The organism is Ruegeria meonggei (genome assembly GCF_900172215.1).
Taxonomy (GTDB): Bacteria; Pseudomonadota; Alphaproteobacteria; order Rhodobacterales; family Rhodobacteraceae; genus Ruegeria; species Ruegeria meonggei.
Genome location: NZ_FWFP01000010.1, coordinates 1 through 26336 on the forward strand (window position 1 = coordinate 1; position 26336 = coordinate 26336).

Here is a 26336-nt window from a genome sequence, read left to right on the forward strand (position 1 = left end):
CATCCTTGGGGAAATGACAGCCCTTTAACGAGATCATGCTCAAATAACCTGTTCGGAATTTTTCGACCTGTACAAACCTCAGATCACGCAGGCTCGTCAACTAGACCCCAGAGTTTGCGACACATCCAGTTGGCGCTTCTTTTTTTTCGAGCGTCTGGTTTTCATAGTCCTCCCTGTTCACTAGGGCGCGTCAGAAATAGGCGCGCCCTTTTAGTTGCCTCCTGATGGCGTTTCTGGCTTCCTGTGTGACACCCTTGGCGCGGGAAATGGCCTGCTGTACCCTACGTTTAGGGATAGCAATTGCGTCGCTAGTTGCCCCGACAAACCCCTTATTGCCCCGGCCCTCTAAACTACGCGAACTTTGCGCAGTTTCTCGCGCCTTCCACAATTCTTTACGCATGGCGAGGTGCTCGGCCATCTGTGTCGGGGTTAACTCCGACCGCATCAGCGCACTTGAATTAACTGTTAGAGCCTACCAATTTAAAAGCATGGTATATCTTGTTGCTATTTCCATCATCTGCGGGCTCATCTGTAGGTACGTCGCTCAGCGCCGATCCATGCGTGTCGGACTCCATACGGTTTTAGGAGTTGTGTTTGGTCCCGTTGGGCTTGTTGTTACCTTGTTGTGCGCCACGCAGTCGCCTACGCGGGTTTGATCCAAGGGCCATTTTCAGGTGGGCCAAGTTGACCCACCAGTAACCCTTTGAACCCTAATAGTTTTCAGAAATCCAAATTCTCATCTAAGAAATTAAGCACGTCCCGCTGAGCCCGTTCGAATTCCAGCAGTCCGTGTTTGCCAGCTAAATCACCATCGCTGTACACAATGGATCTACTGCCATTTTGGGAATTCAAAAACTTTGAGCAGTCCCCTTCAGTCCACTTGTTTTGATACCAAGGGTCTTGCGCGCCGACGAGGGTTAGAACAGGTTCACTTTGTGGTGCATTAACCCCTCGGGCTTCCGAAAATGGTGTATGACACGTCCAGCCTTCCGCGACCCTGGCCTTCACTCGCTGCTGTTCGTTTTGGGCCTCAAAGCTAACGGTTGCCACGGCACCTTCGCTAAATCCCATCAGGACAATGTTGTTTCCATCGACAATGGGGAGCTTACGTGCCATTTCAATTGCGTATCCTGCATCATTTCGACGTAGCACCAAAGTGCCACGGAACAGGTCGCCCTCGCGTGTTTCCACATTGCAGGACCGGGGGTACGTTTCTCGCGCTAGACTGGCTGGTGCAATTACAAGGTAACCGTTTTCGGAGAGAAACTTAATTCGTCTATGAGTACCCGGCCAAATGCCGCTACAACCGTGCAAGTAGACAATTGTTGGTAGCTTTCGTTCGACGCCGGATTTCTGCTCCCGCAGGTCATCGGTTGTCACCTGTTTGGATTGGCCGTTTTCGACAGGAACTCGAACGATGGCGGCTCGCCATGTTCGTTCCAATTCGTCCGGATCATCCCAATCCATCCAAGAGAGATCCGCAGGGGCTGAGAATACTTTCGTACTGTTGTGTAGGCCTTGATCCTGCGAAAAGACAGGTGATGACGGCAGCAATGCCACAAGAAACGCAACCAGACTTCCAATGATTTTGATCCTGTTGCAGTGAACTGACGGCAATTGCGCATCCTCCTTTGGAGACTTGCAGGCGATTATATCAGGTCAGGGGCAATGCTCCCAGATTTCCCTTCCCATCTGAGTCATCAGGTCCGGAGTCCGTTGTGCAGAATTGCATATCGGCCCCGACCCCCTGCTACATCAGCTACTTTTGCTACATGGGTTATGCGCTGTGGTGGTGCAAACCATGCATATCAGCACAGATTGAGCGCTATCTATTGTTGACCTTCGGATGTCTGCTGTGAGCCCAAATTGACCAAATCGTGTGACTGCACCATCATGCCGCTCATAGCTGCAGAAATAAGGAGTCGCCGGAATTTGTTGAATTCAAACTCTATCAAGAAATGGCTCACGCAAGCATTCGAGGTTATCTATTATTTATCCGGTGAAGGCAGCTGGAAACTCCTTGCTCATGAAAAGCTAATATTGATGGCGGCAATTGAGAACCTTGTTCCGGATGAACGAGAATTGTTGCGTCAGCAGCTTCACCAGGACTTTTTTGTCGAGAGAACTAACAATAGGATCAGCGTTTTGCGGTTCTACGAAGCACATGAAGACCTGCGGGTTCAAGGAATCGATTTCGAAGACAGATGGATTCGGGTTCATATGCTGGTCAACGGTAAGAAACAGATTTGCAACGTCAACGTCTATCGCGGGCTAGTGTTCAGCGTGGAAACACGTTCACCAAGAAAGACCTACAAAGGCACAGAGATCCGTGTCGTCAAAGTTGTCGATGGCAATGGAGCAGACTCGTTTACAAGAGCGATTGACCGGCAAGAACACGGAACTGGCTGAACCTATTGTTGCATATACCTTTGGTAACAAAGTCCGCACTGCCAACCTCTGGTTCGCCGGGAGGTCTTTGATGGCTGACAGAAGTTGTCAGATGACCGCTTTGAGCCCTCACCGGCCTTTAGTCGTGCATCGGGATTTTGCACGTGCGGCAAGCCGCGAACCGTGAGAACCGGACATTCAGCGCCGGTAAACAACTAGCGGCGGTCCAGACAAAGCGGGTCTTCATTCGCCTAGGGGTCTAGAAGTGCGTATACGACTAATTCAGTTCAGGTCTGCGGTGCTTCATGCCATTCTCTGACCTTTCGGGTGATTTCGGACAATGCAAGCCCACGTCGCAGCCCTGAATCAAGAACCCCAATCTCTTCCGCGAACTTGACGTCTGATTGTCCGTCCAAGATAAATTCGTACCTTCCACCAGGGTTGTCTTCCTCAAGGTCATAATCGACGACGCGCCACTTCCCCAGGAATTCTCCGTCACGTGAAATGACGTCGCCACCGGCAAGCTCATGCGTGTATCCACTCGCAACCCACTCGTCGTAACCCACAAAATTTATTGGATATCTCAGGTCCATGACAGCCATGTAGGAAGTGGCATGGTCTACTACAAGGCCGATGCGAGCAGCCCAAAGCCGACCTTCGTTTTAAGCAGGGGCGACAGCCTCGAAGAAAAAATGTTGTCTTGGCGTCATTGATTTTGAGGTGGGGGTCTGTGACGGTTCTACAATGGAAAATCCCAAAGAAACTGCTGAAAAACTCTTCCGAAAAGCAGATAGTATTGTCGGACCTGAACATGCAAAGAAAAAGCTAAATATTCTTTCTGCGGCTTTGTTATATGATCCAAACCATAGCGCAGCCTTGGAGGCTACTGCATGGGGGTTTCATGAGGTTGGTCTTCCAGAGGCCTCGCTAGGTTACTTAAACCTTGCTTTGGTTCATGGCCCTCACAGCAACATGGCTTGGACGCTCGCTGAAACTATTGTTCGTCAAATTCATGAACGTCTTCCTACCCCACAAGCAAAAAACAACTTAGTCCTGCGAATGAGAGAGTTCTTGGAGCAAGACTATGTTGGTGAACGCTTAAAACACTACCCGCTCTCTGGTGATGCGGTTCTGATAAGGAAAGTAAATAAAGAATGCTATGCGAAAAACATGATTGAACGGGGTCAGCTCATGTTTGCACAAACTGAATTCCATCGGCAAAGTGAAGGCAAAGATGGTCATGATCCAAACGAGAATAAGCCCAAAACGGTTGACTTGTTGCCAAACGGGCCGCTTCACATCGGTAGTGATGACGCACCATTTCACAAAAAACTTGGATATGGAGCCAGCATTTCTGGTGATGGTGATGTAACAATCGCCTCGTCAACACTCCAAATAGGAGGTCAGTACTCAATCAGCTGCTTTTCTGCGCTTTGCAAAGAGAACCGAGACTCGTTTTTTGAAAAATATGAATGGAGTAAGTTCGGTCAGTACGCTGTTGTGATCCGTCGGCCGCATGAATTTATCGAACAAGTCAGAAAGGCAATGATCCAACAACAAAAACCATATCTTTCGTCAGGTTTAGTCACATACTTGCCGAAAGCGGCTTTAGCTGCCTTTTTTCCGGCAATCTATCAACCATTCTTAAAGAGCGTCGAGCGATTTGAGAGCGAATTTGAGTATCGTTTTGCACTAAACAATCGCGAGATTGGGCTTGTTGAAGTGGGGAGCATTAGTGAGATAGCTGAAATCGTTCCTACGGAAAATTTGAAAGTCCGGTTGTCGGAGCTCTTCCCAGCAGAGGATTAGGCCACAAGGAAATGTACAAAGTTTGCCCAGCGAGACTTTGCAAAGTCCGCTTTCTGCGCATCGCGGTCATTGGCCAGATTGGACGCCGCACGACGGCGAAAGGCAACAAAGTCCCGCTTACCGGAAATTGCCTGCCTTGAAGTAGAGGTTATCACCACATTCAGCCAACCGGCGTAAAATTGCGCCGGTCGCCGTCCAGTTGAGGATCACCTACCAGAATCGCAAAAACTCAGGTATGGAGTCTCACATTGATTTCTGCATTGAGGCTTTGCCATGACCACTGTTTGCACCCCGACCGAATACCGTGCTGCACTCCGGGAAATTGAATATCTGTGGGGATCTGAACCGGATTCAGATGAGGGTAAACGGCTGGAAGAATACCTGTCAGCGGTCGATCAATACGAGCAAGTTTCCAACGCGGCACCTGACAGCAGGCCATCGCCTAAGTCAGTTACCCAGTCTGTTCAAGGAGAACGGATATGAACCGAAACTATATCGTTATCGCTGCGGTGCTGGTTGTTCTGGCATTTGGCCTCACTATGATGAGGTCAGTTGAAGAGGACGCCGTAAGTGAAGAGGAAGCGCCAGCCGCAACTACGGAATAGCAGTGGTGAAACGTCCGATGGTTTCGTACGGCAAGTAATCACCCTTAGGGTAGCCCCAGGGCTGCTGCTAAAGAAGAGACAGCTATTAAAATCAAGACTGATACAAAACCAGAGGCCCGTTCGAATGAAGCATAGAGTATTGGCGGCAATCAGCCTTGGTGTTTTCACGTTGGCAGGCTCTGCATGGGCGGATGAAGACGATTGGTCGGGGTTGTACAAGGGACTCGACATATTAGACGGTTCAATCGACTATTTATCAATTTCTCGCACTGATGCTGAGACTTATGAACTACGAATAATCCCGTCTGTAATTTCGTTGTGCCAAACCGGGCGCGGCTGGATTGTCGCAGATGGAGTTTTGAACGACGAAGGCAATATGCTTCGCCAAAACGGTCGGGTTTTCTGTGAAGGCGAGCAACCAAATGATGTGCCGGACAGGGTCCTCAGCCGGGAGAAGGAAACCGGGATAATTAGATATGGGGCTACTGATGACAAACGACCATTGGTCTATCATAAAGTATCCTCGGATTGAGCGCCTATTTCTCCGAATGACAAGTGCGTGCTGCCTTTCACGGTCTTTACAGTTGGCCTGTCGGTGTCCATCTTATCTGTATGACCGTCGCCGACCTTTCCATTCTCCAACTCTATTGCGTGATTGCTGCGTCTGGGTCGCTGTTTGCCTTCATAGGATTTTCGCTTTGGAGTGTGGCAACTGATCCTGAGCATCACTTCTCTTGGCTAGGGTACGCGTTCCTAGGATTTGTTGCCCTTGGAGGCGTGGTAGGCCCCGCCGGATACGGGGCCTGGATACTTTATTCGGCGTTTAACTGAGGCCCTACGCCGTTCAGCATCAACGCCCGTGCAATCATTTCTCTGGCCTTGCTTGGGGCTTTGGTCGCGGCCTGTTGCAGATAAGTAGACAACCCAGCATCGGTCAGCATCTTGGCAATCTCCGGGGCAACCCGCGCCTCTCGGCCTGCCGTCATATGCCTTAGAGCCGCTGCACCACCGCGCCTCGCCAGAAGCGCAGCAGCCACACCACCGCCCGCACCTGCCATATCTCCGGTTGCTGCGAGACCTGCGCCACCACCTACACCACCAATCAAGCCCTGTTCTATAAGTTGTCGGGTTGTCGAGGAATTGCCGGTCAACGCTCTGTGCGTTTCGCCAAAGGTGCGTTCGTTCGCAATCTGACTGCGCACGGTGTTTGCACCCTCTGAACCCAGAGCGGCGCTCATAGCGTCCTGCTGACGGCGTGGACCGAATAGGCCGTCCACAGCGCCGGGTGTATCCCTGCGGTTCTGTAGCGCGTCTATCTTGCCGCTGGCATAACCTTGTGCAACTTCGTCGGGGTGCGCCACCGCAGCTTTCTCTGCGCGGCGGGCGTAGTCTGCTGAGACACGAGGCCTCGCGCCCTCTGCGCCAAGGTTTACGGCATTCACTCGGTTATGAGCGCTTGCGGCCAGCTCTCTTGCCCCGCCATATTCCGGCATCAGGTTATCGATACGTTGGCGGACCTGCTTAGATAACATACCCGCGATTGCCTGCTCATTGTTCGGACCCTGGCCCAAAGCAGGCCGCGCCATGTCGTCTAGGGCCTTCTTGGCTTCATCAAGAATTGCTAACGCAGATGGTTCATCTGAATCACCCTCTGCAATCATCCGGTCACGGGCCAAACGTTGGCCCTGCTGTAAAGCCTTCTGCCCCATTCCTGTTTGAAACAGGTCATCGAATGCCGACATATCGATATCATGGCCCAAAGAGCGCGCCTCATCATAGGCAGCGTTGATGCTTGGGCGGGTGCGCTTGCGAATGGCGCTCACCAAATCGTCAACCGATTGTGGTGTGTCCTGCCGTGAAGCTTTCAGCAAGCTATCGGTCAATCTATCGCTCTGACCCGCCATACGGGCCTGTGAGGCGCTTTCCAGCATTTCGCGGGCCTCTGGGCTGGCATTGGACGCAGCGCGCCCCAGAGCCCGCCCACGTTCGCCCATGGCGTCGATCAACATGCCGTCCGGGCCGAGGTCATCCAGCTTAGCCGCTGTGTCTGGTGACAAGGCCTGTACAATCCGCGCCTGCGCCTGAGAGGCGGGCTGCCCAACTCGACGCTTAATGTAGTTCGTGATTGCAGGTGCGCCAGTCAGGATGCCAGAGGCGAGGCCACCGACCGCAGCGCCCGTGCCCATACCTTGCGCGGTTCCAATCGCACGGTCTTCAATCCCACCATCAGTATGACCAAGTCCAGCGAGCCCTCCGTAGCCAGCTCCATCAATAGTCGATCCACGTACCGCCTTACCCGGTGTCTTTGCCTTCGCGGCCAGACTGAGCCCCGCTTTGCTGATCCCGGCAACACCAGTCGCAAGACCTGCCACGTCGCCGACAGTTGACGCCGTTGGGTTTTGAACCCGTGCCGATTTGGAACGTGCCTGTTCTTCGGCAAGATTTTCGCTGAAACTGTCTGTCTCGTGCGGGAATAAGCCTGGGGGCATTCCGTAGGCCACCGGACCCAAGGTTTCGGACAGTGCGCGGGCCTCGTCCCCGAACCCGAACAAGCTTGTATCTACAGCACTCCGAACACCGGCCCCGATGCTCTCGAAATCCCGGATATTGGCGCGGGGCACAAGCCCGCTCTGACGCAGGCCAGTCATTGCCCGTTCGAAGAAAGACGGGTCATAGGGGGCGACTGTTGAGCCGTCACCTTGTGGGCCGCCCTTTGCCGCTGCCTGTCGCGCTTTCAGTTGGCGCAGTCTGAGGTCTGAAATCGGATCGTTACTCAATATCCCAACTCCTGAAAGCGACGCGACAAGGCCTCTTGCTGGGCAGGCGTCAGGGTGTCTAGGTCAAGGTTGATGAGGTCGTTAAGACCCATCGTGGAATAGTCAGTGGCACCACCTTGGGAATCGGATGCACCGGGCGTCAGGCCACCAACCTCAATTTGGCGGTACATCTCTCGCGCTTCTTCTTCCGGAATGCCCTCGTGAATGATGCGGGTGTAGAGTTGTTCCAGTCGGTCAAGATTATAAAGGATATCCTCTTCACTCTGGGCCTGTTCCAAGCTACCGAATACCGACTGTAGCAAACGATTTTCGAACTCGGACACCTGACCCAGCGCCCCACCAGTGGGGGAGGCATCACGCATGCTTTGAAGTTTATCAAAGCCGATGTTGGCCTTGATGGTTGTCAGCCTGTTTTTTAATGCGCCTGCGCGGGTGCTATCGATGGTAGATGCAATACTGCCCGTCAGCCCCGTTGCTGGGGAAAAGGTTGATTGCCCTGCAATCAGTTCCTTGGCTATACCGATTTCATCCATGACGATGTTGGCCGATGTGGTCTTTGCTTCCGCCGCTTTGGCGTCCGCCGCACTGGTGTCCTCAGGCCCACCCGGAACCGGCTCATATGACAATAATCTGCCCTGTTCGTCCCTGATTGCACGGAAGCCCTTTGGGATTGCGGCTTCGGTCGAAACACTGACATTCGTCCCGCCGCCGCCAATTTGAGAAACCTTGCCATTCGGTCCAATCTGATAGTTGCCTGCCGGATCTAAGCCCATCTGGGTTTCCTGCTCATCGGTCAGAACTGAGAACCCCGGCTGAGGGTTGCGCATATTTGCGACCTCTAGCTGCGCCTTCTCTAACGCCAGTTGACGCATGGGGTCGTTTTGCTGCTGTGCCTGTTGAAGCATTCCCATCAGCATGGAACGCTGCCCTTGATCCAGCCAAGGATTTGCCAGAGCCTCATAAACGGCGCTGTAGTCGGGGCTTTGGGGCGCGGCTGAGTGACCTGAGTTTTTGTTTCCCCGTGCACCTGCCAATTCCACCTGCCACGGCTCCCAACCCATCGGGACAGCAAGCCCGTACTTGGCTGCATTCGCCTTGATCCACTGGGCCTCTCGGCTGTTTGCATCACGAAGCAACCCACCGTCCGCACCGGCGAAGTCAATTGCCGTGCCTGAATTGTGTTGCGACTTACCCGGAGGTGCGACCCATTTGCGCGCTGCCTCTGGTGATCCGTATTTCTTTAGAGCGGCATCCCAAAGCTGGGCCTGTAATTCCGGTGACCGATACGCAGAGGTGACTTTCAAAGCACCGGGTCCAAGCTCTTTATCTGCGGCTTGCAGGAAGGGGATCATAGCCGTTTGCATTTCAGGCTTGAGGCCGGTGAAGCTATCGGCACGAGCCGCCGCCCCGCCAACGGCGTAGGGGGTAAAATCAAATCCTTTCACCACCATGTCGGGCCGATCCAACGCAATCATAGCCTCATCACCGATTTCTTGCTCCGGTGTGGTGGGCTTCATGCCAAGGATGCTCATCGGCCCGGCGGATGACGCGTAGGGCTTGGGTTTTCCCCCAGCCATGGCCGCTCGAATGGCCTCAACAGCTTTGTCGCTGCTGCCTTGCGCACTGGCGCGGCCTGTTGCTTCTGCCTTGTCGGCACGGTCCATCATACGACGTGCGGCCCAGGCATTCCCTAAATGCGTGAGGCCTTCTCCAAAGTTGCGGGGTGCCCGCATTTGTGTCGCGAACTGAGCGGCTAAATCGCGCTTTCGCTGTGCGCCGTCAGGCGTAAGTGTAGGGGTCTGCCCCCAGAAAAAAGAACTCATATCCTTGCCCCGTTATTGTCCTGACCCATGGATCGCGCCATCGCCAGTGCCTGTTTGATTTCCACCCAGCGGGCCTTTGCGCCTTCTGATTGTCTCTTGCGGCCCTCGGCAGTTTTCGCGCCTGTGGAGGCTCCGCCGTGCTTGTAACAACGCAACTTGCCCACCATGGGCTTTGCCGTGCACGGGGTGCCGTCTGGCGTTTTGGCTCCGCAATACATCAGGGTTTCCATGGCTTTGCCATTATCCCTGCGCCCGCCAGTCCGAACAATCCGCCAACCGTCGAGGCAGCGTTCTGTTGCTCTTGCTGCCAGATTCCGAGCCGCTGGTTGTAATTGGAGTTAATGTTCCCGGCCACGTCAGTTGTTGGGATCTGCGCCGAGTTCGCGTTTACAAAGTTCGGGTGTGATACCTGAGACCCGCTCAGCAACGCCGTAATCTCGTTAATCGGCTGGTTGCGCTCTGCCATTGCCATGTTCATGCCGGTGTTGTGGGAATCCAGCATAAAGCGGCTGCGGTCATGCATCTGACTTTCGCGCAGGTTGGCAATCTCGCGGTCATAGGCTTCCGAACCTGAGACAATGCCCCGGTTTGCAAGTTGTGACGTCAGCCCATCAAGGGCTTGGGAATTGCCGTCGTTGTTCAGGGTGTCATACAGGCCACCGGCCCATTCTTCATGCTCGCCAACTCCGTATTGGAATGGTTCGGCCATGTAGTCGTTCAGGAACCCGGATTGATTGTTTGCCAGCTTCGCAAGGTTAAATTGCGCCGCATCGCCCTGGTTCTTGATTTTCTGCTGACCCTCAGAAAGCGTCTGCGTAGCCGTGTAGGTCGGGACATCATAAGTCTTGCCCGTAAAAGGGTCGCGGAAGGTGTGACTGCCGGTTTGGTCATAGGTCAGAGTGCCGTCAGGAGTGACCTGATTGACGTTGCCAATCGCGTTGTTTGCAATGGCCGTCGCAACACTGGTCCCCGTCTGCGCGGCAGATGTTTCCTTTGGATCTGGTGGCTCTGGTGCGTCTGGCTTTCCCATGCCTTAAATCCTCCGTCTTTGTACATTGTCGCCCAGTACGGGCTTGCTTTGGTTCAGTGACATTGCCGCCACCCCCAGACGATTACCGGGACAACTGTGAGTGGGAGATACCCAATTTTGTGAAACCCGAGTGATTGCATCAGGTCGGCATGGGCCTGTTGAGGGATGGTGTGTGTTGTCACATACGCAGGCTTTTGCGCGCCCCAGAAACCATTCAGGATTGCGCCCATATCTTTCGCAAGGATATCCCAATCCAACTCGGTGATGTGCATGTCCAGGTGCCAGACGTTTTGCGGCGCACTCGCAGTAAACTGACCTACGGTGTCGCCTACGCGCCAGAATTGCACGTGCCCGCTGTGGATCAGGGGCGCGTCTTCTCCGGCCAATCCTTCAAACTCGTCTTGCCCCATTTCTTCGGTGGGCAAAATGCGTTCCGCCTTTACCTTTAAGCCTTGCCCTTTGTCTTCTGTCGCCTGCATTTTTTACCCTTACCTGCTCAAACTGACGGTATCATAATACCCCAAGTGCGGCAAGGATTTGTGAGAACAAAAGTGAACACGTGTTGCGTTGGGGGGACATGCTGTTGGCGTACTGGGACGAGCTTGTTAGACAGAAGAAGAAGCTGAGCAAAAACCCAGAGTTTGGACGCTGGGTTCACAATAGCGACTATGCGCAAGTCCTGTGCAATCGGGTTGCTCGCCAGAGTTCAGCGGACTACTCAAAAGACAAATCGAACCAAGCAATCTATCACTCGGTTTTTTAGTCAGGAGTTGTACCACTTATGAGTAGGTGGAAAATCGGAAAGGCTCAATCCTCGCTCATCTCCGTGAAAATCGCACTTCTTTCTACTTTTATTGGGGCAATCGTTGGGGCAGCGAGGTCTTCTGGTGATGCTTTCGTTGCGGATTCAGTGTTCGGTGCACTCATTGGACTGGTTGTCTCAACCTGCTGCTTGGTGGCTGAATTTCAGTTGTTTTCGAATCCGAGACGCCGTTTTGCACGTCGCCTAAAGCCTTATTACCTGATGGCTTTGCGCGGCGCAGCTTATAGTTTCTTTATCGTTTTCGGACTGGCTCTTCCTGGCTGGCTTTCGGACGCACCTCCGCTGTGGCAGGACCCTGCATTCTTCGAGGTATTCGTAATATCCGCACTTATTGCCTACTCGTTTTCGATAGGCGTTGAAATCACCAGACTGCTTGGTCCCGAGGCAACCGTAGCCCTGGTTTCGGGGAGGTACAGTCAGGCGCGATTGGAAAACCGGGTCATTCTAATAGCTGATGTTATCGGGTCCACGGCTTTGGCAGAAAAAATCGGACAATTGCGGTTTCATGACTTTTTGCGCGACGTAGCGCTAGACCTAGCAGGCCCGGTCGAAGCGTTACGTGGCAGTATCCACAGATATATCGGCGATGCTGTCATCGTTACGTGGCCGCTTACCTCAGGTATCGCAAACGACGCCTGCTTGGTCTGCGCGCAAGAAATGCATCGTGCTTTGAACAAACGCGCCCAGTTTTATTATTATACCTACGGTACCGAAGCTCGAATCCGGATCGGCATTCATTGCGGAGAAGTTGCTGCTGGGGAGATAGGTGATTGGAAGAAAGAGATTGCACTCTTGGGTGACCCGATGAACACGGCTGCGCGGATTGAGGGAGCGGCCAAGTCTTTCGACTCGGGAATTGTGATTTCAAACAGTGTGGCACCACTGCTTAGTCCCGCCGCTAGAGCGGGACTGTCGCGGCTTCCAGACTTTTCCGCTTCTGGCAAACGGGAGAGCTTGGTGTTGTGGTCTGCGCCCACAAACAGCATCTAAGTCAGCAACGTGGACAAAGCCGACATTCATACTGCATTCGATCAGTTGCTTGCAAAAAAGTTGCATGCGACTGAAGAACATTAGTGAGCGGTGCGAATTACTTTTCAACTAAACCAGCAAAATAAGCCACGACTGGCGGTGCCTTCGAGTTCAGTTTTATTCGATACATGCCCAACTTTATCTTGCCCGGCTTCGGCTCAGACAAAGTCGCTCCTTTCCAATCGTAGACAAGTTTTCCGTCAACCCTAACTTGGAAAATTCCGTCAGGCTTTAATGACCATTTTGCGTCGACCTCAATTCTGTGCCAACGCCCTCGAAGATGTGAGTTTGGAACTATGGTTTTAACCAAGCTTTCATAGTTCCAGTCTGCGCTCTCAACCCTTTTGCGAACCATCAAGCCCCCATTTTTGACGTAGAACTGAAAGGGGTGATACTTACCACCCATCATGGAGAATTGAGTCACAACAATTTGTTCGGACCCCGCCGTCGAAAACGACTTTGGGAAGTACATGGACCAAGCATACTTCTTTGTCTGACCAGCTTTGAAAGCGTTTTCCTTAGTTAGTTCGACTCGTTGGTTTCTTTGTTTGCAGTCGTCCCAGTCTTTTACCTGACCGCAGTCGCCGTACCGTAATTCCATACGAACTGCCTTGTTATACCCACCCCCGGGAGGGTCTTTAACAATTTGCATCCCGTAGGTTTTTTCGTTCGTCCATTTTTCTCGTTCCAGTCCTCGAAAACCGCTGACAATAACATCTCTGGGCGACTGTTTTCCTTTGACGGATTTGACGACTGTTTCTGAAGCAACCGGCAGTGCAAGCAAGGACACAATGGCAATCGTGGTTGACGCGGCTATCAACCTAGGCAACACCGACATTTTCGCAACCATTTTCCAACTCTCAATAGCTCTGACTTTAGCCTACGGCCAATACAATTTTGAATTGGGTCGTTCTGAAATGCAAACACAGAAATATTGGGCACCAGAGCAAACTGGCGTTTCTTGAGTGCATTACTGACAGCAAGGGTCGTTTTGGGCTCGAACCGGTCATAGCCTTTTGAGTGCGACAGCGCTGCTTTACGCAATGCAATGTTGTGCAAATGCACGGAATGGGTGACGGTAAAGGAAAGTCATCAAGGGGCGAAAAAATGGGAATTCGAACAACAGAAGGTCAAGGGAAATTATACTCTTCTATCCTTGATACAATTGGGAATACGCCAACTGTGCGTGTTAACAACATCGCGCCAGACCATGTCGATGTTTATGTGAAATTCGAAGCTTTCAACCCTGGTGGGTCGGTAAAAGACCGCTTGGCTGTCAACATTATTGAATCTGCTGAACGCGATGGAAGGCTAAAACCCGGGCAAACGGTCGTAGAGGCAACATCCGGAAACACCGGAATTGGTCTCGCAATGGTTTGTGCGGCCAAGGGATATCCACTGGTTGTGACCATGGCGGACAGTTTTTCCGTTGAGCGGCGTCGGTTGATGCGTTTCTTGGGTGCAAAGGTCGTTCTTACACCACGTGCCCTAAAAGGCTTTGGAATGTATGTTAAAGCCAAGGAGCTAGCCGCGACAAACGGTTGGTTCCTTGCAAGTCAGTTTGAAACGCCAGACAACGCGGACATCCATCAGAACACCACTGCGAACGAGATACTTGCAGACTTTGAGGGCGAACGGCTGGATTACTTGGTGACTGGCTATGGTACTGGCGGCACCGTTTCCGGGATCGGTCGCGTTTTAAGAACAAGCAGGCCGGAAACTAAAATCATCCTCACGGAACCCGCCAATTCGGCCATTGTAGCGTCAGGTTACGTCAATACGAGAAACGAGGAAAACCAACCAACAGAAAGCCATCCATCGTTCGAACCTCACCCGATCCAAGGCTGGACACCGGATTTTATCCCATACGTGCTTCAAGAGGCTCTGGACGGCTCCTACTATGACGAGCTCTTACCGGTCGCCGGACCCGATGGTATTTCATGGTCTAGGCGATTGGCAGCAGAGGAAGGTATCTTCACTGGCATTTCAGGAGGATCAACTTTTGCGATTGCAATGCAAATTGCTGAAACCGCGCCAGAGGGATCGGCAATTCTTGTTATGTTGCCGGATACCGGAGAACGGTATCTTTCCACTCCCCTGTTTGAAGGTATCGCGGAAGATATGACGGATGAGGAAGCAACAATTTCGCTGTCGACGCCGAGTGCTCAGATGGGTAGCGAATAGGCTACCGGCTACCCAACAGCGTCGGACTTCTCGCCCTCACCGGATAGCACGATTTGCATTTTGTCGGCGTCGAAAGGCTGCAGTAGTTCAAACGCTTCCTCAGCGCTGCCGTTCATCCACTGCTCATAGTCTTCCGGCTCCAGGATCACGGGCATTCTCTGCGGATGTATCGGTTTCACGATTTCATTGGCTGAGGTGGTGATGACAGTATAGGTCTCAGTCTCTTCCGGCCCTTTGTGCGAGTTGTTTGGTGCGGGCACAGACTAACGATGGGAACAAAAACCCTAATCACGCAGATCAAGTCTGCATTTCAAGGCCTCGATCCGCCTGCGGATGATGAACTTCTACATCCCGATTGCATGGATGATGTGGATATTCTTGAGTTCTACGGAGGCGTCAGATGGCAAGACTTAACCGACCAGATTATTGAAAGTGGATATGCTGCCCCCAACGCTTTTAGCGCGAAGGCATTCCAATACTATTTGCCCGCTTATTTGATATGGACTCTGCGCAATCCGGACAGCCCTTTGTATGTTGGTGAGAGCGTTCTTCTAGCGCTCAACCCCGGAACATCAAAGGAAATGCTCCGCCACTTCAGGAAGTCCAAGTTCAGCCTACTAACGTTTGGACAACAGGAAACCGTTCAGAAGTTCTTGTACCATCTTGCCGACAATCCAAATCACAGTGAGCTGGCGGAAGCAGCACTGTTGACTTACTGGATGGATTTTCCTCAAGACTGAAGGTTAGGATTTCTGGAGTTCACCTAGCTAGTGCACCGACCTTGTCGTCTAGGCCAAGATTGTGCCAACCAACAATCCAATGACGACCCACGTTGAAACTGCGGAAAGAGACAGCACGTAGTTTGACATCTGAACTTCCAATCTCACTACTTGGGAGGTTGTCGACTTTTCATCGCTAATAACGACTGATGGCCAATATGCAAGAAGGCCAATGAACCCGTCAGAAACGCATTGTTAATGTCTCGTTAACAATCACCTCGCCAACATCCCCAGAAATAGCGAGTAGCCTAAAGAGAAAGGATGCGTCGAACTGAAGATCCTGCCCGACCCAAATACCAATACGTGCACCATCAGGAGTATATTGGTTGAAGGAAGGGTGGTTGAGGGGCTGGACGAGGGGGTAAGCGCCAGCCCCTCACTCAAGGGGGTATACGGAGTGGTAGTCTTTATCCGTTAACCAATACGTACCTGTAGACTCATCTGACCGATATTGGGGAAACCCCGTAGCCCGCTTTTTTCTGCCTTAAGCTTTTTCTTTCCTCGGACAGGACTGACTGCCGCCTTTGGCATTTCTGGGCATGTGAGAGCAAAGCTCGTCCAGCCAACCGGCATCTGCTGCAACATTGTACGCTGTTTTGTCGCCTCGTGCGAAATCGGACCTCGTATTATAACCGAGAGCAACTGAATGGCAGCGCTCTTTGTTCCAGTATCCTTTGGGCCTTTTTTGTCTGGGCATAGGCAATCCTCCTGCACGACACGTAATGGGGCAGTGTGGCTGCGAATTGTGAATTTTGGCCAAATATTTTGTTATTTTGTAAATCAATGTCTGCTTTGTCAAAATCGATGAAATTGCACTGAAAGCCGCTCCTTCAATTCGTCAATCAAGCGCTCAAGCTGACAAGCCGCGCGTACATGGTCATTGATGGCTTTTCTCGTCAGTTGTGCCTCACGACTTCGCATTCCTAGCTTCCAAGAAGGATTGGCTGTGCCTGGGCCGTGGCAGCCACGTGCACCATGCATACCGTCTAACAGGCTAGCACTTAATGATGGTAGCTTCACAAGGCTGCAGGGTGGCGTCGTTCGAAAAAGTTGCCGTGATTGTTTTGTCGTTCGCGCAGGACGATGTGATGGCGAAGCACTGTTGTGCGTTTTGTGCGTGTGTAGCCACGAAGTACCGGCCACTGACTACCGCTAGGCACCTCGTCAAGAAACCACACTGAGCCGATTGGTTATCATTTGGTGTGTTGGTTTTTGGATTTCCGTCCGCAAAGACCAAGGAAGCGGACAGCAAGAAAATACTTGCGCCGATGAGTTTCATCTTAAAGTTCCTCAAAAAATATCAGAATCGAAATAATGGGAAACTGTAGCACGAAAACCCCAAAAACACGAATTGGTGACAGGTAGGTGGCCCTTGAAAAGTGGGGTCTTGTTACCTTTCGGGCAGGGTGCGCCATTCTGGCAGGACATTTGCTTAATAAATGAGGAGAAACGCACCGTGGGGATCCCCTTTAGTGTGGTTCAAGTTCTTCCCTCTACAGCCTTAATCTTGACCAAGTTCTATTTGATTGAAGTTTTTGCCTGAATTTCGAAATCGAAGGATTCAAAATGAAGTGGTTTCTGATGTCCGTTGCAGCATTTACACTGATTGCTTGCGCCCCTCCACCTGCATCGTCTCCGGCAGAGAGAGCTGCAAGAAGCGCGGCAGCGTTCGAAGTCACCGCGACGAGGTGCGCGCAACACGCGGGTGGCTACGGCGATGCCATTGCGATGCAAAAAGAAGCTCAATCAAGATATGCGACTGCTAGGAAACTGGGCGCAACAGAGCAGCAGATAGCAGAACAAAAGAAAATCGTTCTCAATGCGGTAACTAGTGCAGAATTTTTGGCCGGATCGAATGACGCATGCAAGTCGTTGGTGTCTCACGCAGCAAAGGCTGCGTCACAAACATAATTGGGACACCGCGCGGGGTGCCGTTTTGAACGCCCCGCGCATCCGTGAGAAGAACCCCTTCCTAAGAATCGAACTCCTCCAACAGGTGGGGATCAGCTTCTGAAATCATGAGTTTCAAAGCTGCCAAACATTGCTCAAGCGTTTCCGCCGTCAACATTCGATAGACTTGCTCGGAGTCTCCTTTGACGTACTGAATTGTCTCAAGGTGAACGCGCGTTCGGAACTCTTCCGCCGTTTCCGTGCTCAATCTAGCTGTTTTAGCCAACCCAATCTCAGGGAACTCTGCCGAAATGGGATCCCCTGAGGCGTCAGTCTCGAATGAGGGCGACCAAGTGCCCCCAACGCCAACAGCCGCCTTTTCCAGCTTTCCTAGGGGTGATCACATGTGGCACCACAACTGCAGTGTGACGCACTGATCTTCATAGGCTCAACTCCAAACCGCGTGGTATCATGCTTTACCTGCCATATCTGGCAACTATTTCGAAAAAATCATCATTTTACATGACGGATTAACCAATGCGATCATGCCTCCTGTCGGATGGGGAGGATCAGATGCGCACACAGGTCGTAGTGATCGGCGGCGGGCCGTCAGGATTGCTGTTGTCGCAGCTGCTGCATGTCCACGGAATCGACAGCATCGTCCTGGAACGGAAGACCAAAGACTATGTTCTGGGGCGCATTCGTGCAGGTGTTCTGGAACAGGGGTTTGTCAACCTGATGGAAAAAGCAGGCGTTGCTGATCGCCTGCACGCCGAAGGGTTTGAACATGACGGGACCCTGATTGCCTTTGACGATGATTGCTTTCGGATCGATTTCAACGCTCAGACTGGTACACCAGTAGTCATTTACGGTCAGACAGAAGTGACCCGCGATCTGTACGAGGCGCGGGAGGCCGCAGGCGGCACGCTGATTTTCAACACCGAAGATGTCACAATTCATGATGCGGATACCGACCACCCCTTTGTCACCTACAGCGTGGACGGGCGGGAACAGCGCATTGATGCTGATTTTGTTGCTGGCTGCGACGGGTTTCACGGGGTCAGTCGACAGGCCATCCCGCTCAGCGTTCGGCGTGAGTACGAGAAAGTGTATCCGTTTGGCTGGCTTGGGATTCTGTCCGAAACCCCGCCGGTGCATGACGAACTGATCTATTCCTCATCCCGTCGCGGCTTTGCCTTGTGTTCCATGCGCAATGAGAACCTCAGCCGCTATTACATTCAGTGTTCCCTGTCGGACAGCCCCGATGACTGGACCGACAGCGCGTTTTGGGCCGAGCTTAAACGCCGCATCCCAAAGACTTTCGCCGACCACCTTGTGACCGGGCCCTCGATCGAAAAATCGATTGCTCCGCTCAGGTCTTTTGTGACCGAGCCGATGCAATGGGGACGGTTGTTTCTATGCGGCGACGCAGCCCATATCGTGCCGCCCACTGGTGCAAAGGGACTGAACACGGCGTCCTCGGATGTGTATTACCTGCACAATGCGCTGCGCGATTACTACGATCACGGATCGCGCGATGGCATTGACGCCTATTCCCAAAATGCGCTGGCCCGGATCTGGAAAGCCGAGCGGTTCAGTTGGTGGTTTTCATCCCTGATGCATCGCTTTCCGGATCAGTCGGAATTTGACCTCAAGATACAGCGCGCAGAGATTGATTTTCTACGCACCAACACGGCCGCGCAAAAGGCGATGGCTGAAAACTATGTCGGATTGCCGTATTGATGGGCGCACAAAAGGAGATTTCGATGATGGATCGTCATGCCACAGGAATGTCTGTTCGGCGCCGGGTTCTGGGGGACGCGCATGTTAATCGCGCCGAAGCTGGGAAATCCGCGTTTGATGCCCCGTTTCAGAACATGATTACAGAAACAGCCTGGGGCACGGTGTGGGCCGACGACACGATCTCGCCCCGTGAAAGGTCCATGATCACTTTGGCCTTGCTGGCGGCTACCCGGAACTTTGACGAGATTCCAATGCATGTCAGGGCTTGCGCCAACACGGGAACATCCCAAGAGGATGTGATGCAAGCGTTCATGCACGCGGCCGTTTATGCGGGTGTGCCCTGCGCGAACCAGGCAGTGAAGCTGGCCAAACAAACATTTTCCGAAATGGAAAGCGAGGCCGAATGACCCAGTTCCCGGATCTGTACCAGAGGGATCGCGAGTGGCATCCGCCAGCCTATGCACAAAACTACAAGACCAGCGTGACCCGTTCCCCGCGTAAAGCCCTGCTGTCGCTCGAAACCACCCCAAGCGAGGCGGCAGGACCGACGTTCGGGCATAATGACATAGATCCATTGGATAAGGATCTGTTGCGGAACTACGCAAAGACCGGTGATCCGATTGGCGAGCGCATAATCCTGCATGGCCGGGTTTTGGATGAAAACACGCGGCCCGTTCCGAACACTCTGGTGGAAATCTGGCAAGCCAATGCTGGTGGACGTTACCGGCACAAGAAAGACACCTATCTGGCAGCTATAGACCCAAATTTTGGCGGCTGCGGGCGCACGCTTACGGATGAAAACGGCTGTTATTCGTTCAGAACAGTCAAGCCGGGGGCCTATCCTTGGCGCAATTGGGTGAACAGCTGGCGTCCGGCGCATATTCACGTCTCGGTCTTTGGCACCAGCTTTGCGCAAAGGCTGATCACGCAGCTTTATTTCGAAGGCGATCCGTTGATCGCCAAATGCCCCATCGTGAACACCATCCCGGATCAGCGCGCGATCAATCAACTGGTGGCGGCGCTGGATCTGAATGCAACCGTGCCGCTGGACAGTCTGGCGTACAAGTTCGACATTGTGCTGCGCGGGTATCGCTCGACCTACTTCGAAAACCGACCCGAGGGGAACTGATCATGGCTCAGAAGCTCGATTATCTGAAAGAGACCCCTTCGCAAACATCCGGGCCGTACGTCCATATCGGTTTGGCCCCCGGGGATGCAGGGTTTGACATCTACCGCCAGGAATTGGGTCGGGATATCGCGGGCGCGCAGGCCAAAGGCGACCGGATCAGCGTGCGGGGCAAGGTGTTGGATGGCACAGGCACGCCAGTCAAAGACGTGTTGATTGAGGCCTGGCAGGCTGATGCGGCGGGCACCTATCCCGGTTGCGGCGAAGTCGCACCCGACTTTCGCGGTTGGGGGCGCGTCATTCCGGATTTCGAGACCGGAGAATGGTCCTTCGACACGGTAAAACCCGGGCCGGTCGCCGGGCGGTCGGGCATCATGATGGCGCCTCACATCACCCTCTGGCTGGTTGCGCGTGGGATCAATGTCGGGCTGACTACCCGGCTTTACTTTGCCGATGAACAGGCCACCAACCTAAACGATCCGGTGCTGAACCTGATTGAGCAGGACAGCCGGCGAAAAACCCTTATCGCCCAGAAGAATGGTGACAGTTACAGATTCGACATTCACCTTCAGGGCGATAACGAGACAGTGTTCTTCGATGTCTGACACAGTCGTAAAAACCCCCTGCATCATCTGCGTGGCCATCACCGGGTCCGTGCCCACCAAGGCGGATAATCCTGCCGTTCCGGTCAGTCTGTCCGAGCAGGTCGAAAGCACGCATGAGGCCTTTGAGGCCGGTGCCACAATCGCGCACTGCCATGTGCGGGACGACGCAGGCAATCCAACCTCTGACCCGACTCGTTTCGCTAACCTCAAACAGGGGATTGAGACGCATTGTCCGGGCATGATCGTACAGTTGTCGACCGGCGGACGGTCGGGTGCGGGGCACGCACGCGGCGGCATGCTGCCGTTGGCCCCGGACATGGCGTCTCTCTCTGTTGGGTCAAACAACTTCCCGACCCGTGTTTACGAAAACCCGCCCGACCTGATCGACTGGCTGGCCAGCGAAATGGCCAAGCACGATGTTAAACCCGAGATCGAGGCTTTTGATCTGTCCCATATCTTCCGCGCCGCGGTGATGTACCAAAACGGGCAAATCAAGGATGTGCCTTACGTTCAGTTCGTGATGGGGGTGAAAAACGCTATGCCGGTGGATCGTGAGGTGTTCGATTTCTACGTGCACACGGTCCGCAGGCTGTTGGGGGATGCCCCCTGGTGCGCCGCCGGAATAGGCGCGAACCAGATCGTTGTGAACGAATGGTCCATTGCCGCAGGAGGGCATGTACGCACTGGTCTGGAAGATAACGTGCGCCTGAACCGCGATACCCTGGCCCCGTCGAATGCGGCTTTGGTCGCACGAGCCGTCGAGCTTTGCGACGCTTATAAGCGCCCCATCGCTACTACGGCTGAGGCACGGTCAATCCTCGGATTGCGAAAGGGAGTTGCCTGATGTCACGGACGCATTGCCTCACCCTCCTATCCGAAGCTGTTGGCAAATCTCCTATCCTGCACCAATGCACGGACGCTCAGGACCCAAACATCCGATCCTGGCAGGGATCCATGTCATGAGCGATCTATTCGAACACCCCTGGTTCTCGGGCCTGTTCGGTGATGCCGATGCCGACGCGATCTGGTCGCCGGACCGGTCGCTAACCCATATGCTCGCGTTTGAAGCCGCCTATTCGCGTGGGCTGGGGGCCGTTGGCCTTGTGCCCCCAGATCAGGCGCAGGCCGCAGCGGAGTGGATCGAAGAGGCCACTCTCGATCCGGTCGTTTTGCATGCGGGCACGGTGCAGGACGGGCTGCCAATCCCGGCGCTGGTTCGCAGCCTCAAAGCTGAGGCGGGATTCCTCGCCGGCGCGATCCATACCGGGACAACTTCGCAAGATGTCATGGATACCGCGCTGGCCATAACATTGCGCGAAACTTCTGACCTGCTGTCAGATCGGTTGACTCGATTGGTAGATCAACTAGAGCAGCTCAAGGCGATACATGGATCGAACACGATCATGGGACGAACGCGTATGCAGGCCGCTCTGCCAATCACTGTCGACCACCGGTTAGAGACCTGGATCGCGCCACTGTCAGACCACCTGACCCGACTGACCCAGATACGCCCCCGCGTGGAATGCGTGCAGATGGGCGGCCCCGTTGGCGACGGCCAGACCCTTGGAGCACAGAACCGCGAAATGGCGGCTTTTCTGGCAAAGTCTTTGAATCTGCCTCTGCCGGATCGATGCTGGCATGTCACCCGAGACGGGCTTGCAGACTACGCGGGGCTTCTATCCCTGATCTCAAGTTCCATTGGGAAAATCGGTCAGGATATCAGCCTGATGGCGCAACAGGGTGTGGACGAGATTAAGCTGAAAGCCGGTGGCGGATCATCGGCAATGCCCCACAAACAGAACCCCATTTTGGCAGAGCTTCTGGTCACACTCGCCCGCTACAACGCAACGCAGCTGCCGGGGATGCACCATGCCCTTTTGCATGAACAGGAAAGGTCGGGCAGCGCTTGGGCTTTGGAATGGATGATCCTGCCCAATATGGCAAAGACGACAGCACGGTCGTTATCCGCAGCCGTCACAGTTTGCACGCAGATAACCTCAATTGGCGAGGGGCGGAAATGATCGCGCCGCTCTTGCTGGACCTATACGCTGAAACCTGAACAGCGACTTTGCGATACACTGGAGGAGGAAAACCAATGTCTATGAAGAGATCCCTGCTGAGTTCGCTGGCCGCGCTGGCCCTTTCAGCGACCGCTGGCCTGGCACAGGAAGTGACGCTGACGATGCATCATTTCCTGCCCCCTGTCGCCGCGGCGCATAAAGGTATGCTGCAGCCATGGGCGGACAAAGTTATCGAAGACAGCGATGGCCGAATTGCCATCGAAATCTTCCCGTCCATGTCGATGGGGGGCAAACCGCCCGAGCTGTATAGCCAGGTGCGTGACGGCTCAGCCGATATTGTCTGGACGGTTTTGGGATATACGCCGGGTGTGTTCCCGCGCTCTGAGGTGTTTGAACTGCCTCTGGTTCATGCCGGGTCGGCCACTGACACGACAGTCGCGATGAACGCCTCGATGGATATGCTAGCCGAGGATTTCGACGATGTGCATGTCATCTTTTTGCACACCCACGATGGCAATGTGATCCATTCCGCGTCAGACCCGATCACCAGCCTTGAGGACGCAAAAGGTGTCAAGCTGCGCACCCCCAGCCGCACGGGTGCCTGGATCATCGAAGGTATTGGGGCAGAGCCTGTCGGAATGCCGGTTCCTGCCCTGCCCGAAGCGATGTCCAAAGGCGTGGTTGACGGGGCCCTGATCCCGCTGGAAATCGTTCCGCCGCTCAAACTGCAGGAACTGGACAAGTCCATAACCGAGCTTCCGAACGGCGACCGCTTTGGCACCGCCACGTTCATGGTCGCCATGAACAAGGACGCCTATGATGCCCTGCCCGACGATCTGAAGGCCGTCATCGACGCCAATTCCGGTGCCAATGTCGCAGGCAATGTCGGTGCCATGTGGGAAGGCTTTGAGGCTGGAGGTGAAAAAGCGCTTGAGGCCGCCGGGGTCGAGCGGATCGTATTGTCCGACGAAGAGGCCGCCAAATTCAACGCTGTCAGCGAACAGATCGTCCAGCGCTGGATTGATGAGGTGGGCGAAAAGGGCATTGATGGCGCGGCTCTGGTTGAAAACGCGCGCGCCGCAATTGCCGCCGCCAATTCCGGCAAGTGATCTGACAAAGCCGGGGGGTTCCGATCCCCCGGCATTCAAAAGACTTTCAGGGAAAACAGCATGAGCGTGGTTCTCAGACGTCTGGCAGATGCGTTTGCACTGCTCGGGGGCGGTATCCTTCTTGCGATTGTGGCCGTCACGACAACAAATGCCTTTGCCTTTATCCTCGATCGGATCGCGGGGCTGTTCGGTACCGACGTGGCCGGGTTGCCCGGTTATGAGGATTTCGTTCAGCTGGCAATCAGCTGCGCTGCTTTGATGTTTTTCCCCTATTGTCAGGCCAATCGCGGGCATGTTTCGGTCGAGCTGTTGACCAACCGGATGCCGCAAGCCCTGCAGCGGGCAATCGACCTGCTGTGGCTAGGCGTCACCATAGCTGTTGCGCTGTTTCTGGCCTATTGGATGATCTTTGGCATGCGCGAGGTGCGTTCGGATCAGGTGGTGACCAGCGTTCTGGGCTGGCCGAGCTGGCCGTTTTACATCCCCGGTCTGTTGTCCATGATCCTGTGGGCGCTGATCGCGGCGGATCAGGTTTTTGGGGATGCGGCCAATGCTTGACCCAATTTCCATCGGCGTGATCGGACTGGTTGTTCTGTTTGTCTTGCTGCTGCTTCGGATGCCCGTCGGCATTGCGATGATCGCAGTGGGCATTGGTGGGACATGGGTTCTTAGCCAATCGGTCAGCTACATCCGGTTTGTTCCCTACCTGAAACAGTTCAAAACCCTGCTTTGGGAGAACGTCGCCAACTATGATCTGTCCGTAGTGCCGTTGTTTGTTCTAATGGGCTATGTCGCGGCCGAAGCGCGGCTGTCCACAGACTTGTTCAAAGGGCTCGAGGCGCTGATGTCCCGGTTGCGCGGCGGCGTTGCCATGGCTGCGGTCGCTGCCTGCGGCGGGTTTGGGGCGGTGTGCGGATCATCATTAGCCACAGCCGCCACCATGGGGCGCGTTTCCCTGCCCGAACTGAAAAAGCTGGGATATGCGCCCAGCCTCGCGTCAGGGTCACTGGCGGCGGGGGGAACGCTGGGTATTCTTATTCCACCATCGGTTGCTCTGGTGATCTATGCAATCATCGTCGAAGGCTCGATCCTGAGGATGTTTCAGGCCGCAATCGTGCCGGGCATTCTGGCCGTCTTTGGCTTTATCGCTGTCATCGCCATTCAGGTGCGTATCAACCCATCTTTGGCACCAGAACCCACGCAGATGGACCAGGATGAAAAACGCAGAGCGATCCGCCGCTTGTGGCCGGTTGTCGCGATTTTTGGCGCCATCATCCTGGGGTTGGGATTTGGCCTTTTCACACCCACGCCCGCCGCAAGCATCGGTGTGTTCACAATCACAGCCTACGGGTTTGTACTGCGGGCCGTGACGGGCGAAGGTCTGGCATTCTCGGGCCTGTTAACAGCAATTCGCGCAACGGCGATCACCAGCGGTATGATCTATCTGATCCTGTTCGGGGCCGAAGTTCTGAAAGGGTTTTTTGCCCGAACCCAGCTGCCGCAGGCCCTGTCTGAATGGGCCGCAACCAGTGGCATGGAACCGATGATGATCCTTGTCATCATGCTGTGTATTTTTGTGGTCCTGGGGTGCTTCATGGAAAGCCTGGCAATGATCCTTGTGGTCGTTCCGTTTTTCTGGCCAACCCTGATTGCCCTGAACGGAGGTGAATACGTCACCGCCGAAACAGCGGCTTTCGGCATGGATCCCGACAGCCTGAAAATCTGGTTTGGGATATTGGCGCTGATTGTTGTGGAACTGGGGCTTATCACACCTCCTGTTGGCCTGAACGTGTTCATCATCTCATCCCTCGCCCGGGATACGTCGATGGGTACTGTTTTTAAGGGCGTCGTCCCGTTTCTAGGCGCCGAGGTCGTTCGCGTTGGTCTGATCTTGCTGATCCCAGCCTTGACACTGGCCGTGCCCAGGTTGATTGGCGGATAGTGCTGAACCTGCACTTTAACCGACCCGCTTAAGCCCTGCTCAATCCTTTGCGCGCAAAAGCCTAGAACGCCAAATTGCGCTGGTCGGACGTGACTTCCTGCGACCGGGCATCTCCGGACCGGGATACCTGTATCTTCAACCGTTTGGCCTTTGGAAAGCGGTCGAAATAGGCAAACTCAATACCGTCCAGCGCGTCGATATCCTGGCACTGTATCTGATAGTCAGCCTGAAACTCGGTATGGTTGACTTCCTGCGCTGCGTCGACGTCCTGGCCCAGCGTTTCGCCGGACAGGGTGACGTTGGCAGATGCAGCAAAACAGCCCGCAGCTTCGGGCAAGACAAACAGTTCCAGCGGGTTTGACAGGTCGGAAATCGCCACCGCAACACGGGCGCGGTCATCATCGGTTTCCGCCGGGCCTTCGAACCCGACGATATCAACCCCCGGAACGACGAGCGAAAGCGAGAACTCGGCCCCTGCCATAGCAATGACCACATGCCCGGTTCCGTGCTCATGCACCGTCGTGGCTTGTGATTGCGAGAATGCAATCGAAGGGATCAGGGTCAGGGCAAGGACTGAGAGTTTCATAACCGGGCACCACCTAACTGGGAATCACGCCTGTCATTCTAATGTGATTCAACCCCTACGCAATTGC

General features: G+C 54.0%; 27 protein-coding genes. 17 read left to right on the forward strand and 10 right to left on the reverse strand.

The genetic code is table 11. The annotated features are described in order from the left end of the window. Nucleotides 1-720: 720 nt before the first annotated feature. Nucleotides 721-1467, reverse strand: a complete 747-nt coding sequence (locus RUM8411_RS15895) for a dienelactone hydrolase family protein (RefSeq protein ID WP_085823708.1) — start codon at nt 1465-1467, stop codon at nt 721-723. Nucleotides 1468-1932: 465 nt separating this feature from the next. On the opposite strand from RUM8411_RS15895, the gene RUM8411_RS15900 reads away from it, so the two are divergent. Further along, nucleotides 1933-2409 (forward strand): hypothetical protein, encoded by a 477-nt coding sequence (locus tag RUM8411_RS15900; protein WP_159453911.1) that lies wholly within the window; start codon nt 1933-1935, stop codon nt 2407-2409. A gap of 266 nt (nt 2410-2675) precedes the next feature. Here the strand turns inward: RUM8411_RS15900 and RUM8411_RS15905 are convergent, their stop codons facing one another. Beyond that, a complete protein-coding gene (locus RUM8411_RS15905) occupies nt 2676-2990 on the reverse strand; it encodes a hypothetical protein (protein ID WP_234995267.1) in 315 nt (104 codons plus the stop codon). 142 nt (nt 2991-3132) lie between these two features. On the opposite strand from RUM8411_RS15905, the gene RUM8411_RS15910 reads away from it, so the two are divergent. The 3 genes from RUM8411_RS15910 to RUM8411_RS15915 all read left to right on the forward strand — a co-directional run bounded on the left by RUM8411_RS15910 (nt 3133) and on the right by RUM8411_RS15915 (nt 5334). Next, nucleotides 3133-4197, forward strand: a complete 1065-nt coding sequence (locus RUM8411_RS15910) for a hypothetical protein (protein ID WP_085823710.1) — start codon at nt 3133-3135, stop codon at nt 4195-4197. A 479-nt stretch (nt 4198-4676) separates the two neighbouring features. After that, on the forward strand, nt 4677-4802 hold the full coding sequence (locus RUM8411_RS23165; RefSeq protein ID WP_268808361.1) for a hypothetical protein: 126 nt from the start codon (nt 4677-4679) through the stop codon (nt 4800-4802). A gap of 124 nt (nt 4803-4926) precedes the next feature. Then, nucleotides 4927-5334, forward strand: coding sequence for a hypothetical protein (locus tag RUM8411_RS15915; RefSeq protein WP_085823711.1), 408 nt, complete (start codon nt 4927-4929; stop codon nt 5332-5334). A 280-nt stretch (nt 5335-5614) separates the two neighbouring features. Here the strand turns inward: RUM8411_RS15915 and RUM8411_RS15920 are convergent, their stop codons facing one another. From RUM8411_RS15920 to RUM8411_RS15940, 5 genes are read right to left on the reverse strand one after another with little or no spacing between them, the layout of a single operon-like run. Continuing rightward, entirely contained in the window at nt 5615-7579 is a 1965-nt protein-coding gene (locus tag RUM8411_RS15920) for a hypothetical protein (protein ID WP_085823712.1), read from the reverse strand. Further along, on the reverse strand, nt 7576-9402 hold the full coding sequence (locus RUM8411_RS15925) for a D-alanyl-D-alanine carboxypeptidase family protein (protein WP_085823713.1): 1827 nt from the start codon (nt 9400-9402) through the stop codon (nt 7576-7578). Before RUM8411_RS15925 ends, RUM8411_RS15920 begins: the two co-directional genes overlap by 4 nt. Then, nucleotides 9399-9632 carry an HGGxSTG domain-containing protein gene (locus RUM8411_RS15930; RefSeq protein WP_085823714.1) on the reverse strand — a complete coding sequence of 78 codons (234 nt, stop codon included), beginning with the start codon at nt 9630-9632 and terminating at the stop codon, nt 9399-9401. The genes RUM8411_RS15925 and RUM8411_RS15930 overlap by 4 nt, the downstream gene beginning before the upstream one ends. Further along, a complete protein-coding gene (locus RUM8411_RS15935) occupies nt 9620-10432 on the reverse strand; it encodes a hypothetical protein (RefSeq protein ID WP_085823715.1) in 813 nt (270 codons plus the stop codon). Before RUM8411_RS15935 ends, RUM8411_RS15930 begins: the two co-directional genes overlap by 13 nt. Before the next feature lie 53 nt (nt 10433-10485). After that, nucleotides 10486-10911, reverse strand: coding sequence for a hypothetical protein (locus tag RUM8411_RS15940; protein ID WP_085823716.1), 426 nt, complete (start codon nt 10909-10911; stop codon nt 10486-10488). A 302-nt stretch (nt 10912-11213) separates the two neighbouring features. Between RUM8411_RS15940 and RUM8411_RS15950 the strand changes: the two genes are divergently transcribed. After that, nucleotides 11214-12245, forward strand: coding sequence for an adenylate/guanylate cyclase domain-containing protein (locus RUM8411_RS15950; protein WP_085823718.1), 1032 nt, complete (start codon nt 11214-11216; stop codon nt 12243-12245). 97 nt (nt 12246-12342) lie between these two features. Here the strand turns inward: RUM8411_RS15950 and RUM8411_RS15955 are convergent, their stop codons facing one another. Further along, nucleotides 12343-13134, reverse strand: a complete 792-nt coding sequence (locus tag RUM8411_RS15955; RefSeq protein WP_085823719.1) for a heparin lyase I family protein — start codon at nt 13132-13134, stop codon at nt 12343-12345. Nucleotides 13135-13391: 257 nt separating this feature from the next. Here RUM8411_RS15955 and RUM8411_RS15960 point away from each other — a divergent pair, with 257 nt between their 5' ends. Next, entirely contained in the window at nt 13392-14468 is a 1077-nt protein-coding gene (locus RUM8411_RS15960) for a PLP-dependent cysteine synthase family protein (protein WP_085823720.1), read from the forward strand. 8 nt (nt 14469-14476) lie between these two features. On the opposite strand, the gene RUM8411_RS15965 is transcribed toward RUM8411_RS15960, so the two are convergent. Continuing rightward, the gene (locus tag RUM8411_RS15965) at nt 14477-14728 is read right to left on the reverse strand and encodes an SOS response-associated peptidase family protein (RefSeq protein WP_085823721.1); all 252 of its coding nucleotides are present in this window, start codon (nt 14726-14728) and stop codon (nt 14477-14479) included. Nucleotides 14729-14737: 9 nt separating this feature from the next. Here RUM8411_RS15965 and RUM8411_RS15970 point away from each other — a divergent pair, with 9 nt between their 5' ends. The 11 genes from RUM8411_RS15970 to RUM8411_RS16030 all read left to right on the forward strand — a co-directional run bounded on the left by RUM8411_RS15970 (nt 14738) and on the right by RUM8411_RS16030 (nt 25683). Next, nucleotides 14738-15208 (forward strand): DUF6714 family protein, encoded by a 471-nt coding sequence (locus tag RUM8411_RS15970; RefSeq protein WP_085823722.1) that lies wholly within the window; start codon nt 14738-14740, stop codon nt 15206-15208. 1605 nt (nt 15209-16813) lie between these two features. Continuing rightward, entirely contained in the window at nt 16814-17158 is a 345-nt protein-coding gene (locus tag RUM8411_RS15980; protein ID WP_085823724.1) for a hypothetical protein, read from the forward strand. Between the two features lie 552 nt (nt 17159-17710). Beyond that, nucleotides 17711-18880 carry a 4-hydroxybenzoate 3-monooxygenase gene (gene pobA / locus RUM8411_RS15990; RefSeq protein ID WP_085823726.1) on the forward strand — a complete coding sequence of 390 codons (1170 nt, stop codon included), beginning with the start codon at nt 17711-17713 and terminating at the stop codon, nt 18878-18880. Between the two features lie 23 nt (nt 18881-18903). Beyond that, complete coding sequence (pcaC, locus tag RUM8411_RS15995; protein ID WP_085823868.1) at nt 18904-19287, forward strand: 4-carboxymuconolactone decarboxylase; 384 nt, start codon at nt 18904-18906, stop codon at nt 19285-19287. Then, nucleotides 19284-20009, forward strand: coding sequence for a protocatechuate 3,4-dioxygenase subunit beta (gene pcaH, locus RUM8411_RS16000; protein WP_085823727.1), 726 nt, complete (start codon nt 19284-19286; stop codon nt 20007-20009). Before pcaC ends, pcaH begins: the two co-directional genes overlap by 4 nt. Before the next feature lie 2 nt (nt 20010-20011). Next, nucleotides 20012-20611 (forward strand): protocatechuate 3,4-dioxygenase subunit alpha, encoded by a 600-nt coding sequence (pcaG, locus tag RUM8411_RS16005; protein WP_085823728.1) that lies wholly within the window; start codon nt 20012-20014, stop codon nt 20609-20611. After that, the gene (locus tag RUM8411_RS16010) at nt 20604-21455 is read left to right on the forward strand and encodes a 3-oxoadipate:acetyl-CoA acetyltransferase (RefSeq protein ID WP_085823729.1); all 852 of its coding nucleotides are present in this window, start codon (nt 20604-20606) and stop codon (nt 21453-21455) included. The genes pcaG and RUM8411_RS16010 overlap by 8 nt, the downstream gene beginning before the upstream one ends. 115 nt (nt 21456-21570) lie before the next feature. After that, nucleotides 21571-22632, forward strand: coding sequence for a 3-carboxy-cis,cis-muconate cycloisomerase (locus tag RUM8411_RS16015; RefSeq protein WP_085823869.1), 1062 nt, complete (start codon nt 21571-21573; stop codon nt 22630-22632). 74 nt (nt 22633-22706) lie between these two features. Beyond that, nucleotides 22707-23741, forward strand: a complete 1035-nt coding sequence (locus RUM8411_RS16020; RefSeq protein WP_085823730.1) for a TRAP transporter substrate-binding protein — start codon at nt 22707-22709, stop codon at nt 23739-23741. Nucleotides 23742-23801: 60 nt separating this feature from the next. Further along, entirely contained in the window at nt 23802-24299 is a 498-nt protein-coding gene (locus RUM8411_RS16025) for a TRAP transporter small permease (protein ID WP_085823731.1), read from the forward strand. Continuing rightward, entirely contained in the window at nt 24292-25683 is a 1392-nt protein-coding gene (locus RUM8411_RS16030; RefSeq protein WP_085823732.1) for a TRAP transporter large permease, read from the forward strand. Before RUM8411_RS16025 ends, RUM8411_RS16030 begins: the two co-directional genes overlap by 8 nt. 61 nt (nt 25684-25744) lie before the next feature. On the opposite strand, the gene RUM8411_RS16035 is transcribed toward RUM8411_RS16030, so the two are convergent. Further along, nucleotides 25745-26269, reverse strand: coding sequence for a ZrgA family zinc uptake protein (locus RUM8411_RS16035; RefSeq protein WP_085823733.1), 525 nt, complete (start codon nt 26267-26269; stop codon nt 25745-25747). Nucleotides 26270-26336 lie beyond the last annotated feature (67 nt).

Coding starts and splice junctions, on each gene's coding strand:
- RUM8411_RS15980 (WP_085823724.1), top strand. CDS start 16,814: ATGAAGTGGTTTCTGATGTCCGTTGCAGCATTTACACTGATTGCTTGC.
- RUM8411_RS15910 (WP_085823710.1), top strand. CDS start 3,133: ATGGAAAATCCCAAAGAAACTGCTGAAAAACTCTTCCGAAAAGCAGAT.
- RUM8411_RS16020 (WP_085823730.1), top strand. CDS start 22,707: ATGTCTATGAAGAGATCCCTGCTGAGTTCGCTGGCCGCGCTGGCCCTT.
- RUM8411_RS16010 (WP_085823729.1), top strand. CDS start 20,604: ATGTCTGACACAGTCGTAAAAACCCCCTGCATCATCTGCGTGGCCATC.
- pcaC (WP_085823868.1), top strand. CDS start 18,904: ATGATGGATCGTCATGCCACAGGAATGTCTGTTCGGCGCCGGGTTCTG.
- RUM8411_RS16015 (WP_085823869.1), top strand. CDS start 21,571: ATGAGCGATCTATTCGAACACCCCTGGTTCTCGGGCCTGTTCGGTGAT.
- RUM8411_RS15960 (WP_085823720.1), top strand. CDS start 13,392: ATGGGAATTCGAACAACAGAAGGTCAAGGGAAATTATACTCTTCTATC.
- RUM8411_RS15970 (WP_085823722.1), top strand. CDS start 14,738: ATGGGAACAAAAACCCTAATCACGCAGATCAAGTCTGCATTTCAAGGC.
- RUM8411_RS16035 (WP_085823733.1), bottom strand. CDS start 26,269: ATGAAACTCTCAGTCCTTGCCCTGACCCTGATCCCTTCGATTGCATTC.
- RUM8411_RS15895 (WP_085823708.1), bottom strand. CDS start 1,467: ATGGATTGGGATGATCCGGACGAATTGGAACGAACATGGCGAGCCGCC.
- RUM8411_RS15935 (WP_085823715.1), bottom strand. CDS start 10,432: ATGGGAAAGCCAGACGCACCAGAGCCACCAGATCCAAAGGAAACATCT.
- RUM8411_RS15915 (WP_085823711.1), top strand. CDS start 4,927: ATGAAGCATAGAGTATTGGCGGCAATCAGCCTTGGTGTTTTCACGTTG.
- RUM8411_RS16030 (WP_085823732.1), top strand. CDS start 24,292: ATGCTTGACCCAATTTCCATCGGCGTGATCGGACTGGTTGTTCTGTTT.
- RUM8411_RS15940 (WP_085823716.1), bottom strand. CDS start 10,911: ATGCAGGCGACAGAAGACAAAGGGCAAGGCTTAAAGGTAAAGGCGGAA.
- RUM8411_RS15955 (WP_085823719.1), bottom strand. CDS start 13,134: ATGGTTGCGAAAATGTCGGTGTTGCCTAGGTTGATAGCCGCGTCAACC.
- RUM8411_RS16025 (WP_085823731.1), top strand. CDS start 23,802: ATGAGCGTGGTTCTCAGACGTCTGGCAGATGCGTTTGCACTGCTCGGG.
- RUM8411_RS15930 (WP_085823714.1), bottom strand. CDS start 9,632: ATGGAAACCCTGATGTATTGCGGAGCCAAAACGCCAGACGGCACCCCG.
- RUM8411_RS15905 (WP_234995267.1), bottom strand. CDS start 2,990: ATGGCTGTCATGGACCTGAGATATCCAATAAATTTTGTGGGTTACGAC.
- RUM8411_RS23165 (WP_268808361.1), top strand. CDS start 4,677: ATGAACCGAAACTATATCGTTATCGCTGCGGTGCTGGTTGTTCTGGCA.
- pcaH (WP_085823727.1), top strand. CDS start 19,284: ATGACCCAGTTCCCGGATCTGTACCAGAGGGATCGCGAGTGGCATCCG.
- pcaG (WP_085823728.1), top strand. CDS start 20,012: ATGGCTCAGAAGCTCGATTATCTGAAAGAGACCCCTTCGCAAACATCC.
- pobA (WP_085823726.1), top strand. CDS start 17,711: ATGCGCACACAGGTCGTAGTGATCGGCGGCGGGCCGTCAGGATTGCTG.
- RUM8411_RS15950 (WP_085823718.1), top strand. CDS start 11,214: ATGAGTAGGTGGAAAATCGGAAAGGCTCAATCCTCGCTCATCTCCGTG.
- RUM8411_RS15925 (WP_085823713.1), bottom strand. CDS start 9,402: ATGAGTTCTTTTTTCTGGGGGCAGACCCCTACACTTACGCCTGACGGC.